The sequence below is a fragment of the Agrobacterium sp. RAC06 genome (assembly GCF_001713475.1).
GTDB lineage: Bacteria > Pseudomonadota > Alphaproteobacteria > Rhizobiales > Rhizobiaceae > Allorhizobium.
This window is the reverse complement of the sequence record NZ_CP016499.1, coordinates 1,159,061-1,174,403: the sequence shown is the minus strand read 5'-3', so window position 1 is coordinate 1,174,403 and position 15,343 is coordinate 1,159,061. Positions and strand designations below refer to the sequence as shown.

Below are 15,343 nucleotides of genomic sequence, written 5' to 3'. Positions count from 1 at the left end.
GGAAACTCCAATGATCCGTTCTGTAGTTCGCGGTTTCGGAGCAGCGCTCCCGAAACGGGTTATGACCAATGCTGATCTCGAAAGCCTGGTCGAAACCTCCGACGAGTGGATTGTTCAGCGTACCGGCATCAAGCAGCGTTACATCGCAGGTGAAGGCGAGACGACGGCATCGCTGGGTGCAGCGGCAGCTCAGGAAGCGCTCGATCGCGCAGGTCTGACGGCTGCCGACATCGACCTGATCATCTGTGCGACCTCGACGCCCGACAACACCTTCCCGGCGACGGCCGTCAACATCCAGAACCGTCTCGGCATGCATCACGGCTTCGCCTTCGACGTTCAGGCCGTCTGTTCCGGCTTCGTCTATGCCATGGCGACGGCTGATCTCTATATCCGCGGCGGCATGGCAAAGCGGGTGCTGGTCATCGGCGCCGAGACCTTCTCCCGCATCCTCGACTGGACCGACCGCACGACCTGCGTTCTGTTCGGCGACGGTGCTGGTGCGCTGGTGCTCGAGGCGGCCGAAGGCGAGGGGACGGTTGCAGACCGCGGCGTTCTCACCTCGAACCTGCGCTCGGACGGCGCCCATCGTGAAAAGCTCTATGTCGATGGCGGTCCCTCGACCACAGGCACGGTTGGTCATCTGCGCATGGAAGGCCGCGAAGTCTTCAAGCATGCCGTCGGCATGATCACCGACGTCATCGAGGCTGCGTTCACGGCGACCGGTACGACCGCTGATGACATCGACTGGCTGGTCCCGCATCAGGCCAACAAGCGCATCATCGACGGCTCGGCGAAGAAGCTCGGCATTCCCGATGAGAAGGTCGTGATCACCGTCGACAAGCATGGAAATACGTCTGCGGCATCCATTCCGCTGGCCCTTGCGACGGCGGCCAGCGACGGCCGGATCAAGCAGGGAGATCTGGTGATGCTCGAGGCCATGGGCGGCGGCTTCACCTGGGGCGCCGTGCTGGTGCGCTGGTAGCATTTGAAACCCTAAAAATTGCGCATCGACAAGCACTTGACCGTTGCGGCCAAGGGCAATAGTCTCTGCCCAATTCAACAAGATCATTGATTTAGGCGGGCGAGAACAATGGCCGGAAAGACAGTGACGCGTGCGGATTTGGCAGAATCAGTCTTTCGCAAGGTCGGTCTCTCCCGGACGGAATCCGCCGAACTCGTGGAAACGGTCATCGATGAGATTTGCAATGCCATTGTGCGTGGTGAATCCGTGAAGCTTTCGTCCTTCGCCACCTTTCAGGTTCGTAGCAAGAACGAGCGAATCGGCCGTAATCCGAAGACCGGCGAGGAAGTGCCGATCTCGCCGCGTCGTGTCATGACCTTCAAGGCGTCGAATGTGCTGAAGCAGCGCATCCTGCGGGCCCATATTGCCCGCAAGGCCAAGCAGAAGCCGGTCAATCCGGCCGCCTGAGAAAAGACCAAAATCGGTGGAGCATCGTGCCGCCGGTCATCGAGCGCTTGAAAACCAGCCCTCACCCCGTTGAAATGTGATCCGAGTCGCGCGCCCGCGTGATCTTCGAGGAGCGCTGTGATGCAGTTGGACAAGAGCCCGGATGCTTTCCGCACAATCAGTGAAGTCGCTGATGACCTCGACCTGCCGCAGCATGTCCTGCGCTTCTGGGAAACCCGCTTTCCGCAGATCAAGCCCCTGAAGCGCGGCGGCGGTCGGCGCTACTATCGTCCCGACGATGTCGAACTGCTTAAGGGCATCCGCCATCTGCTCTACGATCAGGGTTATACGATCAAGGGCGTGCAGAAGCTTCTGAAGACCAACGGCAACAAGTTCGTCATGGCGGTTGCCACCGGCGATGTCGCCACCATGGAAGCGCTTGTTGCCGCCAATGCCTCTAAGAACGACGAGCCGAAGGTCAATCTCGACGAGGACCAGGTCGTCGGCCGACCCAAGGTGCGCACCAGCGGTCGTTTCTTCGGCTTCGGTGGCGGTGCCAATGATGACGCACCGGAGAGCTCGGTCGGCAAGGGCTCCGTCGGCAAGGAAGACCGTGCGCTCTTGCAGGAGGCACTTTTCGACCTGCTCGAATGCAAGCGGCTGCTCGATCAGGTGCGGTGATGACACTTCGTTCCCTTGAACGGAACACCGCTTGACCTTGAGGCGTTGAAGGACCGACACGCAACCCGCGCGAGGCTCCATGAAACGGCTTTTTATCACACTCCCACTTCTCTTCCTGCTCGCCGCCGCCCCGGCGCTTGCGCAGCAGGCGGCAACGTCGTCTGACGCCACCGAGGCCAGACCTGCTACCGTCGAGGATGCCTGCATCTTCGTGGCGAAGAACATGCTGATGGTCAAAGATCTGAAGGTTGGCGTTGTCCAGGCCTTTCCTGAGCTTGATCCGCCAGGAGCAAGGCTCACCTATTCCACCCGGATGGACAGCGAACCGCAGGACATTTCTGACAAGATCGAGTGTCAATTCGAACGTGACGCCGAACCGCTGCAGGTCACGCGCTTCTGCATGGACCTGACCTGCTACGCCGCAAACAGCGAAGAACCCGAAGAACGCCGGCGCTTCGAGGAAATCAGAGCGCTGATGCAACGTCTGAATTGATCATCCTTGCATTTTTTCGTCCCCGCTGGAGTTTCCCCTTGCGCAGAAATGGCTGACTGTCTAAAGGAAACTGGCTGTCGAGCGGGTCACTCGTGACCCAAAAAAGCACGATTGGCAGATGACGGAATGTAGCGCAGCCCGGTAGCGCACTTGACTGGGGGTCAAGGGGTCGTGGGTTCGAATCCCGCCATTCCGACCATTTTATGCTCAGGGATCAAGCAGTTGATTTCGTGACATGGTTAGAGAGACCGGGTACCGCAAGGTGCCCGGTTTTTTCGTTGTTGGCGACAGGTCGTCGCAAAACTCCCGAGCGTGAATGTCACTCGGCTTCTTTTGGTTTCTGTCCTATGTTTGCTGCAATGCAGCATTATATTGGAAAGAGGTTCGAAAGGAGCCGAAATCCGATGCGCTTCAAGTTCTCCATCTCTCCGCTTTCTGCGCTGCTTCGCAGCCAGAAGCGTCTGCAGCGCAGGCTGGAGAAGGCGATGCCCAAGCTCAGGATGTATGAGCCGCCGAAGGTCGCAAAACCCCGCGCGCCGCGCTCCGGCCTCGTGCAGGTGCATGCCTTCGGCAGCAATCCCGGACGACTGCGGATGTTTGAATATGTGCCCTCCGCCCGCCGGGACCCGGCTACGCTCGTGGTGGTACTGCATGGCTGTCTACAGACCGCAAGACAGTTCGACCGTGGCAGCGGTTGGAGCCGCATGGCGCGGGAAAAGGGTTTCGTGCTGCTCTATCCGGAGCAGACCAAGGAGAACAATCACAATCTCTGCTTCAACTGGTTCCGCCCGAGCATGGTGGCGCGCGATCGCGGTGAGCTGATGTCGATCCGCCAGATGATCGAACACGCGATCGAGCGTCACGGGATCGCGGACAGCAGGGTCTTCATCCAGGGGCTGTCGGCGGGCGGTGCCATGGCCAATGCGATCCTCGTCACATATCCGCATCTCTTTGCCGCCGGTCAGGTGGTGGGTGGGCTCCCCTTTGGCGCGGCCCGCGACGCCATGTCGGCACTTTCAGTGATGAAATCAGGTCCTCGCCGCAGCAGACGGGAATGGGGTGACCTGGCACGGAGTGCGGCAGGAGACGTGTCCAGCCGCAAACCAGCCGTGGCGATCTGGCAGGGCAGGGCAGATCGGGTGGTGTCGCCAGGCAATGGAGAGGCGCTGCTCGCCCAATGGCTGGATTTCCATGGGCTTGATGAATTCGCCGGACAGAGTGAAGTCCGGCCGGAAGGATCGATGATCGTCTGGAAGGATGAGAATGGCAGACGGTTGGTGGAGTATCGCCTGCTTAATGCCCTGGACCATGGCCTGCCCGTCATCGCGCGACGCGCCGGCTCTGAGCGCCAGGCCTACATGCTTGAGGGCGCCATCGGCGCGCCCCAGCAGTTCTACGAAACTTTCATTCGGCCAGGCCGAACTTGAGCTGCTGAGGCGGTTGCTCAGTTTTCCTCGATCGATACGCCGCTCTCGCCGATCCGGAGTTCGACGCCGTCAGGCTTCTGCTCTTCCTGGTAGACATAGATGCCAAGGCCGATAACGGCGACCACGAGAGCGCCGATGATGAGGTAGAGGCCATTGTTCCGGCTCATGAAATTCTCCTGTCTGATGATGTCGGACAGGGAAAGTCTGGGCGCCGGTTATTGTTCCATCGCCATATTGGAAAAACTCAATCGTCGTTGGCGGCGGTGAGTTCTTCGGGGCGCATGCCGTCGTCACCGCCGCGCGCAGCAAGACGAAGTCCTTCTGCACCTTGGCCGCCTTCGCCCGCCTCCAGAAAGACGACGCCCATATCCGTGAGCGCGGTCTTCAGCGCCGCGTAATGCTGTGGTGTGGCGTCATAGCCATTCCCGGCTTCGATCTGGAGGATCAGCAGCGCGGGCACGCCGCTTTCCTGCGACAATCGGTCGATGGTGACGTCGAGCATGGCGCGCGCAGCGCGTATCTGAGCAGGTGTGATCATGAGTAAAGTATGGGGTGCGCGGGCAATAAATCAATGCAGTGCCCGCAATCGGCCATTTCTGCGTCAGTTCCGCAAGGCGCGCTGGTGACGCCATTCGGCAGCGCCCCAGCCCCAGACGATGCCGAGCACGAGATAGAAATGCCGCCAGTGGTCGGTATCGATCACGGTGCCGACCAGGATATGCCCGACGAGAACGATCCAGGCGACCATCAGATAGGGTTGCCATGGTCTTTCGCGCAGCAAGTAGCGGAAGCCCATCGACACGGTCCAGATCATCAGGGTCACGTAAGAGACAAAGCCGATCCAGCCATAGGCCATCAGGGATTTCAGCCAGATATTGTGTTCGTCTTCCGGGAAGATCCGGCCGAACATCATCGGCCCGATCCCGAGCGGCCTTTCCATCGCCAGTTCAAAACCGAGACGGTGCCGGGCGAAGCGCCCCAGGTGGCCGCCGTCATATTCCTGTACCAACTGGGTCCGGGTCTCGAACAGCGCTTGCACCTTCTCGAACTGCAGAGCGACCGAGAGCGCCAAGACCATGGCGACGACCGCAGCAAGGGACAGCACCAGGATCTTCAGGCGGAAGGCATTGGTCCGCTCCTTGAGCAGCATGACGAAGACCAGGGCGACGGTGCAGAAGAGAAACAGTCCCCAGGCGGCGCGCGAGAAGGAGAGAAACACCGCCAAGGAAAGGATCAGAATACCGACAATCCGCAGCGGGGACTCGAGCAGCCGCCCTTTCAGCATGCCATGCATCAGGTAAAGTGTCGGCGCGACGAGAAACGGGCCGAAGACATTGGGGTCCTGGAAGGCACCCATGGCGCGATCGTAGCGCGTGAAGACTTCTGCTCCGGGGAAGGCGTGGAAATAGCCGAGAATCCCGAGCATACCCGTGATGATGGCGGCAGCCACCCAGGCCTGGAAGATCAGTTTCAGCCGCTGCGGCCTGTCCTCGATGACCGCAGCATAAAACACGGCCGTGAGCGCCAGGAAGATCGACACTGCCACGTAGAGAACCTGCTCCGTCAGGATGGTCCTAAGCATGGTCAGTGCCAGCAAACCGCCGACGTTGAAGATCAGCAACAGAGCGAGCAGGGGCGCGACGACGCGCGAGATCTTCAGGCCGAAGAGGAACCAGAGCGCGACCTGGCCGACCATCAGAAGTTCATAAGGGGCAGGCTCGGATATGACGAAGCCCGACAGGAAGACGCCAAACGCCATGATCCAGGAGATCATCAGCTGAACGGCAGCTGCCTGCGGATTGAAGGGCCTCGCTTGGTTGACGACGGCACTCAATAGGCGTTCTCGGTATTGAGAAGCCTGAGCGGGGTCAGGAACAGGATCTTCAGATCGAACCAGAGAGACCAGTTTTCGATGTAATAGAGGTCATAGGCCGTGCGGAACTTGATCTTGTCGTCGGTGTCGATTTCGCCGCGCCAGCCGTTGATCTGCGCCCAACCGGTGACGCCGGGCTTGACCCGGTGGCGGGCGAAATAACCCTCGACGATTTCGCCGAATGTCTTGTCGCGGGTCTGGCCGAGGATGGCATGGGGACGGGGGCCGACCAGCGAGAGATCGCCGCGCAGCACGTTGAAGATCTGCGGCAACTCGTCGATCGACGTCTTGCGGATGAAACGGCCGACCGGCGTCACGCGCGGGTCGTTCTTGGTAACGGCATTCTTGGCCGTCGGATCGCTCATTTCCGTATACATCGACCGGAATTTCAGGACGTTGATCACCTCGTTGTTGAAGCCGTGACGCTTCTGCACGAAGAAGACCGGTCCCTTGGATGTCATCTTGACCGCAATCGCCGTGGCAATGAAAACCGGCCACAGCAGGATGAGGGCGAGAACGCTGAAGAAGATGTCGAAGGCGCGCTTGGCGACGGAATCCCAGTCACGGATCGGCTTGTCGAGAATGTCGAGAAGCGGGACCGCACCGACATGCGAATAGGCGCGAGGCCGGAAGCGCAGATTGTTGGAATGGGCGGCGAGGCGGATATCGACCGGCAGCACCCAGAGCATCTTCAGGAGCTGCATGATGCGGGCTTCAGCGCTGAGCGGCAGCGAGATGATCAGCATGTCGATATGGGCGAGACGCGCAAATTCGACGAGTTCCGCCACGGTCCCGAGCTTCGGGTAACCGGCAACCACGTCCGGGGAGCGTGCAGAGTTACGATCGTCGAAGATACCGCAGATCCGGATGTCGTTTTCCGGCTGCTGTTCCAGAGCGCGGATCAGGTCTTTGGCAGGTTTGCCGCCGCCGACGATCACCGCTCGGCGCTCCATCACGCCGTTGCGTCCCCAGCGCCGAAAGCCAAACCCGATCAGATTGCGCTCGATCAGGAGATAGATCGCACCGAGCACGAACCATGCGGCGAGTATGCTGCGGTAATTGGGGTCATGGTCGATGAACAGGAAGTTCGTCAGAGCGACAAGACCGAGGGAAGCCATCCAGCTTCCGAGTACCCGCGCCATGGATCCCATCGGCGAACGCAGAATCGAGACATGGTAGCAATCGCTGGCCTGCATGAAGAGCAATGCCATCAGCGAGCCGACAAAGGCACTGACGCTCGTGTCGAGGAAGTGAGCGCCCGGATCGAAGGCGAAGAAGAAGTTAGCGCCGAGCGCAATCCCGAACAGACTGAAGAACTCGAGAAAACGCAGCTGGCCGATCACGATCGACGGCGAATAGTTGGCCACCGCATATTGTGACGCGATCTGGCGTGCCAATGCGCTGATTTCGGCTTTACGCTCCCCTTCCACCTTGTGCAGGGGATCGTCGCCGGCCGTCTGACCGCGACGCAATGCGTCAAGATCGAATGCCTCGGGTTTGTCGACCTTGTTCATGTCTGGATCTCGCACGTGTGTGCGGGAAGACTACGGCGAAGGTCCTAAGAAACGCTTTAGGATCCCCTCAGAAATGGCGTGATCTGTGCCGTTTCAGTGCAAGCCGCGGTCAAATGCGCGCGAGTTGCGCCCGATAAAGCGCTTCGATGTCCCTGGCCATGACTGTTGCGGAAAAACGGGAGCGGAAGCTCTGAGGACTCGGCATGGTTCGCCTCGACCAGTCCGGATCGGTGAGCGCCTTGGCCATCACGGCGCCGAAGAGGTCGGCGCGGCCGGCCTCGACGAGGGCCTCGCAGTCAGGGCCGAGGATCTCGGGAATGCCCCCGACCCGTGAGGCGATAACCGTCTTTTCTGCGGCCAGCGCCTCCAGGACGATATAGGGCATGGCCTCGGCGCGCGAGGGAACGACAATGATGTCGGAGAGCGCAAAGGCCTCGGCGATGGGCATGGCGGGTTTGAAGCCAATCCGGCGGCTAAGGCCTTTTTGTTCGACCATTCGACGATAGCGATCGAGGTCGGGGCCGTCTCCGACGATCACCCCGCTCAACGGTCGACCAACCAGTCGTTCAGCGTCGGCGAAGGCATTGATGAAGACATCGGGCCCCTTGAGGTCGCGCAGCATTCCGATATAGGCGAAATCCACGCCCGCGGCTTCGACCGGGATACGCCCGAAGTCTCTCTCGCTGATGCCGTTATAGACCCGCGTCGCCTGGCAATGGGGTTTGCCTATCTTTGTCTCGTAGGTCTGGCGCTCGTAGTCGCAGACGAAAGAAATCGATTCCGTCATCCGCTCCAGAACGCGCTCGGCCATGAAGACGGCCTGTCCTGACGGTTTTGCCCGCGAGAAATGCAGGCTGCCGCCATGCGGTGAATAGAGGCGGGCGACGCGATACCTTCGAACCCGCAGCAGTGAGCCGATCAACCGCGCGATCACGCCGCCCTTGGCGCCATGACCATGCAGGATATCCGGCTGCAATTCCTTGATGAGTTTGTAAGCTTCGCCGAGCGCCGCCATGTCCTTCAAACTGACGGAACGCCGAATCGGGAAGCGTGTGACGCCGAGCGCAAGATGCGGCATGATCTGCTCGAAGAGCCGGTCTTCATGGGCGCCGCCCGTCGAGCTGTCGCAGAGGATGCCGACTTTGTGTCCGGCCGCGCTGTGCAACTCTGCCAGATCGCGGACATGGCGGAAGATTCCGCCGATCGGCGACCGAAAGCAATGCACGATGCGCAGCGACGGGGCTTCGGCCATCGATCAGAACAGCCGTTCGCGCACGTAGACGGTGTCGCCTGCAAGGATCGGGTCGGTGATTGGCACGCGGCCGGTGATGATCTGTCCGTTGATCTTGCGGGTCACGTCGACATCCCGCTGATTGGCCCGGCTGTTGAAGCCGCCGGAGACGGCGATGGCGTTGAGGATCGTCATGCCCGGCACATAGGCGTATTGCCCCGGTTGCCCGACCTGGCCCATGACGAAGATGGACCGGTAGCGATCGACTTCGATCGAGACGTCGGGATCACGCAGGTACCCCTGCTTGAGCTTCTGGGCGATCGCGCCTTCGAGCTGGGTGAGGGTCGCACCGCGAGCCGCGACCTGACCAACGAGCGGGAAGGCGATGTAGCCGGCCTGGTCAACGGTATAGGTGTTGGTGAGGCTCGGTTGTTCGAAAACGGTGACGCGCAGACGGTCACCGCTGTCGAGCCGATACGGCTGGATAGTGGCCTCGTGAAAGACCTTCGGGGCAGGGCGATAACTCGCGCAGCCCGAAACGCCGATCGACAGGACCACGCTTGCGATCAGAACCATCGCCTGTTTGCCGACCATCGCCATGCGCTGCTGCGCTCCCACTGAACCCACATTCGTTGGCCTGTTATCGAATGGTTAGGGTTAATGCCGGGTAAACGTCTGGTGGCGGATTGCCTCATTCAGACGCCAAAACTGGGAGCATCACGGTTAACCCTTGTGTTACCATGATCCTTTACTTTCGCGGGCAAGATGTTCCGGGAGTCTGTGATGCCGAGTGTGGACCGCGATCAACATGATGTCGATATCGACCTCGCCCAGCTCTTTCGCGCCGTGTGGGAGCGAAAGGGGAGGATCCTGGCCGCGACTGCGCTTGTCGGGGTGCTGGCCTTCGTTGGTGCCAATGCGATCTCGCCCACCTACAAGGGCGATGCAAAACTTCTGATCGAGCCGCGCGAGCCGAACTTCTCGGCCTCGGGAACCTCGTCCTCGATCGCCGAACCTTTGCCCGACGAACTGAATATCGCAAGCCAGGTGCAACTGCTCCAGTCCGTTGATCTGATCAAGCAGGTGGCCCGGGACCTCAAGCTGCATGAGCGCACCGAATTCGATCCGGACTCCAGCCCCTCCGTCGTCACCGACTTCCTCGTGCTCTTTGGACTGAAGAGTAACCCGCTGGAACTTCCGCCCGAAGAGCGCGTCATCAACGCCTTCAAGGAAAAGCTCGCCGTCTATCAGGTCGACAAGTCGCGGGTGATCGGGATCGAGTTCACATCGCAGGATCCGAAGCTCGCGGCAACAGTCCCGAACACGATGATGGACGTCTATCGCTCCTTGCAGAGCGGTGCCAAGCTCGACAGCAATTCCGACGCCGTCCGCTGGCTGGAAACGGAGATTGCCAACCTGCGGGAAAAGGTCCGTGAGGCCGAGCAGAAGGTTGCGGAATATCGCTCCTCGGCGGGCTTGATGTCACTCGGCTCCGATCAAAGCTCGTTCAGCAGCAAGCAGCTCTCCGATATCTCGACGGAACTCGCCCGGGTCCGTGGCGAACGCGCGAATGCCGAAGCAACCGCTGAGAACCTGCGTGCCAGCATCAAGGCTGGAAGGTCGACCGAAACGCTGGATGCGGTTGCCCGCTCGGAATCGATCCAGCGCCTGAGGGCCGCCGAATCGCAGCTGCGCGCCCAGATTTCCGATCTCTCCACGCGCCTGCTCGATGGTCATCCCCAGATGAAGGCCCTGCGTGCCCAGCTTTCGGGTATCCGCGAGCAGGTACAGGCCGAATCGCTGAAGGTCGCGGCCGGCCTCGAAAATGAAGCCGCCGTTGCTCGTGAGCGCGAAACACAGCTGCTTGCCCAGCTGAATACCTTGAAGGCTGACACGGCCCGTGCCGGCGAGGACGAAGTCGGCTTGAAGTCACTGGAACGCGAGGCGACCGCCCAGCGTCAGCTGCTCGAAACCTATCTGGCCCGCTACCGCGAGGCGTCGTCACGCCTCGACAAGGATTCGAGCCCTGCTGATGCGCGTGTGATTTCCACTGCGATCGAGCCACAGGAGCCGAACTTCCCGAAGGTTCTGCCGATTACGATCGTCGCCACGTTGTCGACCATGATTCTCGCGGCCGTCGCCGTGATGCTTGCCGAGCTTTTCAGCGGTCGGGCCTTGCGTCCCACGGGGACGGTGGCTCCCGTTGCGGTCCGTCGTGAGGAAGAGGCGCTACCGCGTCAGGAAGCCGCTCCCGATCCGGGCAAGCCCGAGCGTTCGGCCGATACGCCCGCGAGCCTTTTGAATGTTGCCCCGGACGCCGAACTGGTCGAGGAGATGGAGCAGGTCGTCACTGCCGAGATTCCTGCGGCTGAGACTGTCGAGGAGCATGACGAGTTCTCTATCGCATCCGTGGCCAATTTTCTCGTCGAGCAGGAAACGCGGATCGCTTTTGCGATTTCGCCATCGGGCGACGATGGCTCGCTCGGCACGGTCGCTCTCGCTCGCGAACTTGCCGAACGCGGCAAGCGCATGGTTCTCGTCGACATGACGGGATCAGCCTGCCCGACGCGGTTGATGGCGTCCTGGCGGGATCTTCCTGGAATCACGGATCTGTTGACCGGCGAAGCCGCCTTTGCCGATTGCATCCATCCTGATCGTTCCTCGACGGCCGATATCGTCCCGCAGGGCAATGCGGATATCCGTCAGGCCATGCGTGGCGCCGACCGTCTCTCCATGATCGTCGATGCACTCGCTGACGTCTACGATCTGGTTCTGGTCGAATGCGGTCCTGCGAATGCAGAAAGCGTCGCCCGTCTCAGCCGCAATGGCCGCCACGAGATCATCCTCTCGGCTCCCGATCCCAGGGCGGACGAGCTTGCCGAGATCATGGTGACCTTCGAGGATGTCGGCTACTCGGATCTCGTTCTGCTTTCGGTGAAGACGCCGCCAAGCCGCCACGCGAGAGACGCAGCCTGATATCGGCCGTTCCCTGGGCCGGGAACGCTCAATCCTCTGGTTTGGCAGTCGGCGCAGCCGTGCTCTGGGCTCGCATCCTTTGGATGAGCGTGTAGAGATGCGGATTGCCCTTGATGAAGGTTTTCGTCCGGGTGAGGCTGCGATGCGTCATCGCCGCGAGGTGACCTGCAGGGCGCAGAGGCAGCAACACATCATGGTGCACGGTTTGCACGGAGCACCAGCGACGCTTGTAGTCCTGATCGCCAATGCCGAAGTCGAACAGGGCGGCACCGTTCAGGGCGCTGCGCTCGATGACCAACCAGAACAGGAGTTCGCCGGGGCTGGCCTCCGCCATCAGACTGTCGTCGATTGAGCCGAACTGACAGATGACGTGGTCGCCCTTGCGCGAGAGACCGGTGATGGCGGCGATCTTGCCGTCATGCTCGCCCTTCAGGCGAACGGCATGCAGTTCGAGCGGCACGTCGCTTCCGCCGCGATCCACTTCGAGGAGCATCCGAAAGAAGGCCTGCGTCTCCGCAGGCTGGAAGACGTTCGGCAAGCCGCCTGAGGCAAACCGGGCGGCCTTCTGCTGAAAGAAGCGTTCGAGCAGGGCTTGCTGCTCGGCAAGCTTGGTCGGGCGGATATGCTCGAATCCGCCTGCGGCTTCCAGCTTGCGGATCTGTGCGCGATACTTCTTGCGGCGGCTCTTGGCATTCAGCGGCGCAATCGTCTCTTCCATGGTCGCACACAGCGGCAGCTGGAAGGATGCGTTCTGGTTGCGAATATGCGGCAGAGCCGAAAGCGGGTGCCGCTCGCCCCGCCAGTTGAAGGGGATGTTCGTCAAGCTGAGCAGGTCGGCGTGGTCACGCAACGCTTCGACCAGCAGTGTTTCGAGCGAGTGGCTGGGAAGCGTCGATGCTACCGATCGGAAGCGGGCGCTGAACAGGCCGCTGTTGAAGTTTGTGAAGGCGGAGCCGATGAAGCGGGCATTGCGCACGAGATAGTGCCGTTCGATTTCGAGCGGCAGCAGGAAGGCGGTCTCGTCGTTCAGGCGTCCTTCGACGATGGCAAGCGTATGGCCATGGGTCTCGACCCAGGCGCGGCACCAGTCATAGCCATGATGCAGGGAGTTCCACGGATCGGCCTCGAGCTGCCGCCAGACCTGTTCCAGCGGCTTCATGCGCTGATGAACCGTCAGCGAGAGCCGTCCAGCGGGGCTGTCGAGGGCCGCTCGATTGCGTTCGACAGTGGCGCCGTCATCTGGCAGATCTTCGGCAAATGCCATCGCATCATGGCGTATCTGGGCCCGCATGTACCCTATCCTGTCCGGTTTCACTGACGCGCAGGAGCTTAAGCGGACACTGCCAACAAACGGTTATCGGTTTCGCAGATGGGCAGCCTGACACCTTGCCAGGGTAAAGGCGGAGTTAATCCGCGTCCTTCTTCTTGAAGGGGCCGGCCATCCACTTGATCACGAGCATGGCCGGAATGACCCAGAGCAGGCCGGTCAGGAGGAAGTAAAGCAGATGAGCCCACCAGGGCGCGGTCGCGAGCGTTGCCGTCGCGATCGTCGTCGCGAGCAGGGCATAGACCGACACGATCAGGATGATCAGGATCGTACCGATGAAGGATCTCAGTTTCGGGCGCCTTGTCATGCCTTATTCCTACTCGACGTCGCCGTCTTCCGCGACGCGACCGCTTGCCGCAAACCGGCGGGCTTGTTTTGCACGGCTGACTGATGCAAATCAACGGTCGAAAAGAGGATTGACGAATGACAGCAGTATTGACCGGAACCGAGTTGCAGGTGCGCAAGGAAATCGCTCGCGTGGATGCTGACCGAAAGGCGGTCCGCATCTGGCTCGGCGTGGTGATTCTTGCGCTGTTCTGTCTCGTGCTGGTCGGCGGCGCAACCCGCCTGACCGACTCGGGCCTGTCGATCACCAAGTGGGAACCTATCCATGGTGTCATCCCGCCGCTGACCGCCGCAGAGTGGGAAGAAGAGCTCGAACTCTATCGTCAGATCCCGGAATATCAGCAGATCAACAAGGGCATGAGCCTCGACGAGTTCAAGTTCATCTTCTGGTGGGAATGGGCACACCGACTGCTCGCCCGCCTGATCGGCGTGCTGTTTGCCGTCCCGCTCGCCTATTTCTGGCTGCGCGGCAAGATCGAGCCGAGCCTGCGCAAGCCGCTGGTCGGGCTTCTCGCGCTTGGAGGTCTGCAGGGCTTCATCGGCTGGTGGATGGTCTCCTCAGGTCTCAGCGAGCGGACTGACGTCAGCCAGTATCGTCTGGCCGTCCACCTGATGATGGCCTGCTTCATCTTCGCCAGCTGTGTCTGGATCTATCGCAGCCTTTACCCGCATACGGACGATGCTGTCCCGACGGAAAAGAGCCGTCTTTTCGCGGGCGTTCTGCTTATCATGACGTTTGTCCAGATCTATCTCGGCGCTCTTGTCGCGGGTCTCGATGCCGGGTTCACCTATAACACCTGGCCGCTTATGGACGGCGCCTGGGTGCCGCAGGGGCTCTTCATCCAATCGCCCGCGTGGATCAACATCTTCGAAAACCCCAAGACGGTGCAGTACATCCATCGCATCGGCGCATATGTTCTGTGGGGGGCGGCACTCGCCTATATGATCCAGTCTCTGCGGGCGGCTCCCGAGACCACCCATGCCCGCCGTAGCGTGGTGCTTTTCGTCCTCATCAGCATCCAGGCGATAATCGGCATCGCGACGCTCGTGATGCAGGTGCCGCTGGCTGCCGGTGTCATCCATCAGGGCATGGCGCTGGTGGTGCTCGCCTTTGCCGTCGCCCATCTGCGCGCCTTCTATGGCGAGCGCCCGAAGCCGGTTGTGGTCGAAGTCCGCGACTGAGCCAGATCAGCCGAAGCGATAGGCGGAGTAAGGTTTTCCGAGGAACACACCCCGGAAGACCTGCCGCCCAGCATCGGAGCCTGCTGCACCTGACGCGACGAACAGCGGCACGAGGTGATCGTGGTCCGGCACATGGCAGGCCAGGGCATCCGGGTTCTGCTCCCAGGTCGCAAGCACTTCTGAACGCCGCGCGCTGTCGGGTGCGGAGACCGCTTGCGTCAGCCAGTCGTCAAACCGGATCGCTTGCTCAACATGATTTGGTTCCGCCTGCCGGAACATCCGCATGTTGTGATAGCTCATGCCCGAAGCGATGATCAGCACGTCTTCGTCACGCAACGGCGCCAGCGCCTCGCCGATCGCCACATGGCTTTCAACATCCAGCGTATTCTTGAGAGAGATCATCGTCAGCGGCACATCCGCATCCGGATAGAGCAGCATGAACGGGATGAAGACGCCATGATCGAAGCCGCGCGTGGCATCCTCGGCGCTCTCGATCCCGGCCACTGCCAGGAGCGCTCGCGCGCGGGCCGCAAGGTCCGGCGAGCCCGGGGCAGGGTAGGAGAGTTCGTAGGTGTGCGGCGGGAAATTGTAATAGTCGAAGAGCATGCCAGGCTTCGCAGCCGTGCTCACCGTCGGCACCGGTTCCTTCTCCCAATGGCCTGAAACCACGAGCACAGCCTTCGGCCGCCGCCCGATTTCCGCATCGAGGCCTTCGAGGAAGGCCCGAAGATCATCCCAGGGCGCCTTGCCTTCGGTATCGCGCGGGAATTCCATGAACGGCCACGGGCCGCCACCATGGGGAATGAAGTAGACGGGGAAACGGTTGCTCATAGTGTGGCCTCGCTTTCGCAAGGACACTAGCACCGAGAATAGTCATCGATAATGA

The 15,343-nt window shown here is 60.9% G+C and carries 16 protein-coding genes and 1 tRNA gene; 8 read left to right on the top strand and 9 right to left on the bottom strand.

All coding sequences use genetic code 11. The features are described 5' to 3' along the window. Positions 1-10: 10 nt before the first annotated feature. The 6 genes from BSY240_RS05660 to BSY240_RS05635 all read left to right on the top strand — a co-directional run bounded on the left by BSY240_RS05660 (position 11) and on the right by BSY240_RS05635 (position 4,009). Positions 11-982 (top strand): beta-ketoacyl-ACP synthase III, encoded by a 972-nt coding sequence (locus tag BSY240_RS05660; protein WP_054150579.1) that lies wholly within the window; start codon positions 11-13, stop codon positions 980-982. A 108-nt stretch (positions 983-1,090) separates the two neighbouring features. Continuing rightward, entirely contained in the window at positions 1,091-1,429 is a 339-nt protein-coding gene (locus BSY240_RS05655) for an integration host factor subunit alpha (RefSeq protein ID WP_054150580.1), read from the top strand. Positions 1,430-1,555: 126 nt separating this feature from the next. Then, a complete protein-coding gene (locus BSY240_RS05650) occupies positions 1,556-2,089 on the top strand; it encodes a MerR family transcriptional regulator (RefSeq protein WP_069043840.1) in 534 nt (177 codons plus the stop codon). A gap of 79 nt (positions 2,090-2,168) precedes the next feature. Next, a complete protein-coding gene (locus tag BSY240_RS05645) occupies positions 2,169-2,582 on the top strand; it encodes a hypothetical protein (RefSeq protein WP_083229564.1) in 414 nt (137 codons plus the stop codon). Positions 2,583-2,704: 122 nt separating this feature from the next. Next, positions 2,705-2,781 (top strand) — tRNA-Pro (locus BSY240_RS05640). A 205-nt stretch (positions 2,782-2,986) separates the two neighbouring features. Beyond that, positions 2,987-4,009 (top strand): extracellular catalytic domain type 1 short-chain-length polyhydroxyalkanoate depolymerase, encoded by a 1,023-nt coding sequence (locus BSY240_RS05635; RefSeq protein ID WP_069041667.1) that lies wholly within the window; start codon positions 2,987-2,989, stop codon positions 4,007-4,009. Positions 4,010-4,026: 17 nt separating this feature from the next. Here the strand turns inward: BSY240_RS05635 and BSY240_RS24085 are convergent, their stop codons facing one another. From BSY240_RS24085 to BSY240_RS05610, 6 genes are all read right to left on the bottom strand, one after another. Continuing rightward, positions 4,027-4,176: a hypothetical protein gene (locus BSY240_RS24085; RefSeq protein WP_006727526.1), complete on the bottom strand. Its 150-nt coding sequence runs from the start codon at positions 4,174-4,176 to the stop codon at positions 4,027-4,029. Between the two features lie 77 nt (positions 4,177-4,253). Next, positions 4,254-4,511: a hypothetical protein gene (locus BSY240_RS05630; protein WP_236759317.1), complete on the bottom strand. Its 258-nt coding sequence runs from the start codon at positions 4,509-4,511 to the stop codon at positions 4,254-4,256. Positions 4,512-4,610: 99 nt separating this feature from the next. After that, positions 4,611-5,843, bottom strand: coding sequence for an O-antigen ligase family protein (locus BSY240_RS05625; RefSeq protein ID WP_069041665.1), 1,233 nt, complete (start codon positions 5,841-5,843; stop codon positions 4,611-4,613). Next, positions 5,840-7,396 carry an undecaprenyl-phosphate glucose phosphotransferase gene (locus BSY240_RS05620; protein ID WP_054150585.1) on the bottom strand — a complete coding sequence of 519 codons (1,557 nt, stop codon included), beginning with the start codon at positions 7,394-7,396 and terminating at the stop codon, positions 5,840-5,842. The genes BSY240_RS05625 and BSY240_RS05620 overlap by 4 nt, the downstream gene beginning before the upstream one ends. A 109-nt stretch (positions 7,397-7,505) precedes the next feature. Further along, complete coding sequence (locus BSY240_RS05615; RefSeq protein WP_069041664.1) at positions 7,506-8,648, bottom strand: glycosyltransferase family 4 protein; 1,143 nt, start codon at positions 8,646-8,648, stop codon at positions 7,506-7,508. A 3-nt stretch (positions 8,649-8,651) separates the two neighbouring features. After that, complete coding sequence (locus BSY240_RS05610) at positions 8,652-9,221, bottom strand: polysaccharide biosynthesis/export family protein (RefSeq protein WP_371418475.1); 570 nt, start codon at positions 9,219-9,221, stop codon at positions 8,652-8,654. Between the two features lie 189 nt (positions 9,222-9,410). On the opposite strand from BSY240_RS05610, the gene BSY240_RS05605 reads away from it, so the two are divergent. Next, a complete protein-coding gene (locus BSY240_RS05605; RefSeq protein WP_069041662.1) occupies positions 9,411-11,603 on the top strand; it encodes a GumC family protein in 2,193 nt (730 codons plus the stop codon). A 28-nt stretch (positions 11,604-11,631) separates the two neighbouring features. On the opposite strand, the gene BSY240_RS05600 is transcribed toward BSY240_RS05605, so the two are convergent. Beyond that, the gene (locus tag BSY240_RS05600) at positions 11,632-12,894 is read right to left on the bottom strand and encodes a GNAT family N-acetyltransferase (protein ID WP_069041661.1); all 1,263 of its coding nucleotides are present in this window, start codon (positions 12,892-12,894) and stop codon (positions 11,632-11,634) included. Between the two features lie 115 nt (positions 12,895-13,009). Beyond that, on the bottom strand, positions 13,010-13,237 hold the full coding sequence (locus BSY240_RS05595; RefSeq protein ID WP_069041660.1) for a DUF2842 domain-containing protein: 228 nt from the start codon (positions 13,235-13,237) through the stop codon (positions 13,010-13,012). Positions 13,238-13,353: 116 nt separating this feature from the next. Between BSY240_RS05595 and BSY240_RS05590 the strand changes: the two genes are divergently transcribed. After that, positions 13,354-14,457 carry a COX15/CtaA family protein gene (locus tag BSY240_RS05590; protein WP_069041659.1) on the top strand — a complete coding sequence of 368 codons (1,104 nt, stop codon included), beginning with the start codon at positions 13,354-13,356 and terminating at the stop codon, positions 14,455-14,457. A gap of 6 nt (positions 14,458-14,463) precedes the next feature. Here the strand turns inward: BSY240_RS05590 and BSY240_RS05585 are convergent, their stop codons facing one another. After that, positions 14,464-15,288 carry a DODA-type extradiol aromatic ring-opening family dioxygenase gene (locus BSY240_RS05585; RefSeq protein ID WP_069041658.1) on the bottom strand — a complete coding sequence of 275 codons (825 nt, stop codon included), beginning with the start codon at positions 15,286-15,288 and terminating at the stop codon, positions 14,464-14,466. Between the last annotated feature and the right edge of the window lie 55 nt (positions 15,289-15,343).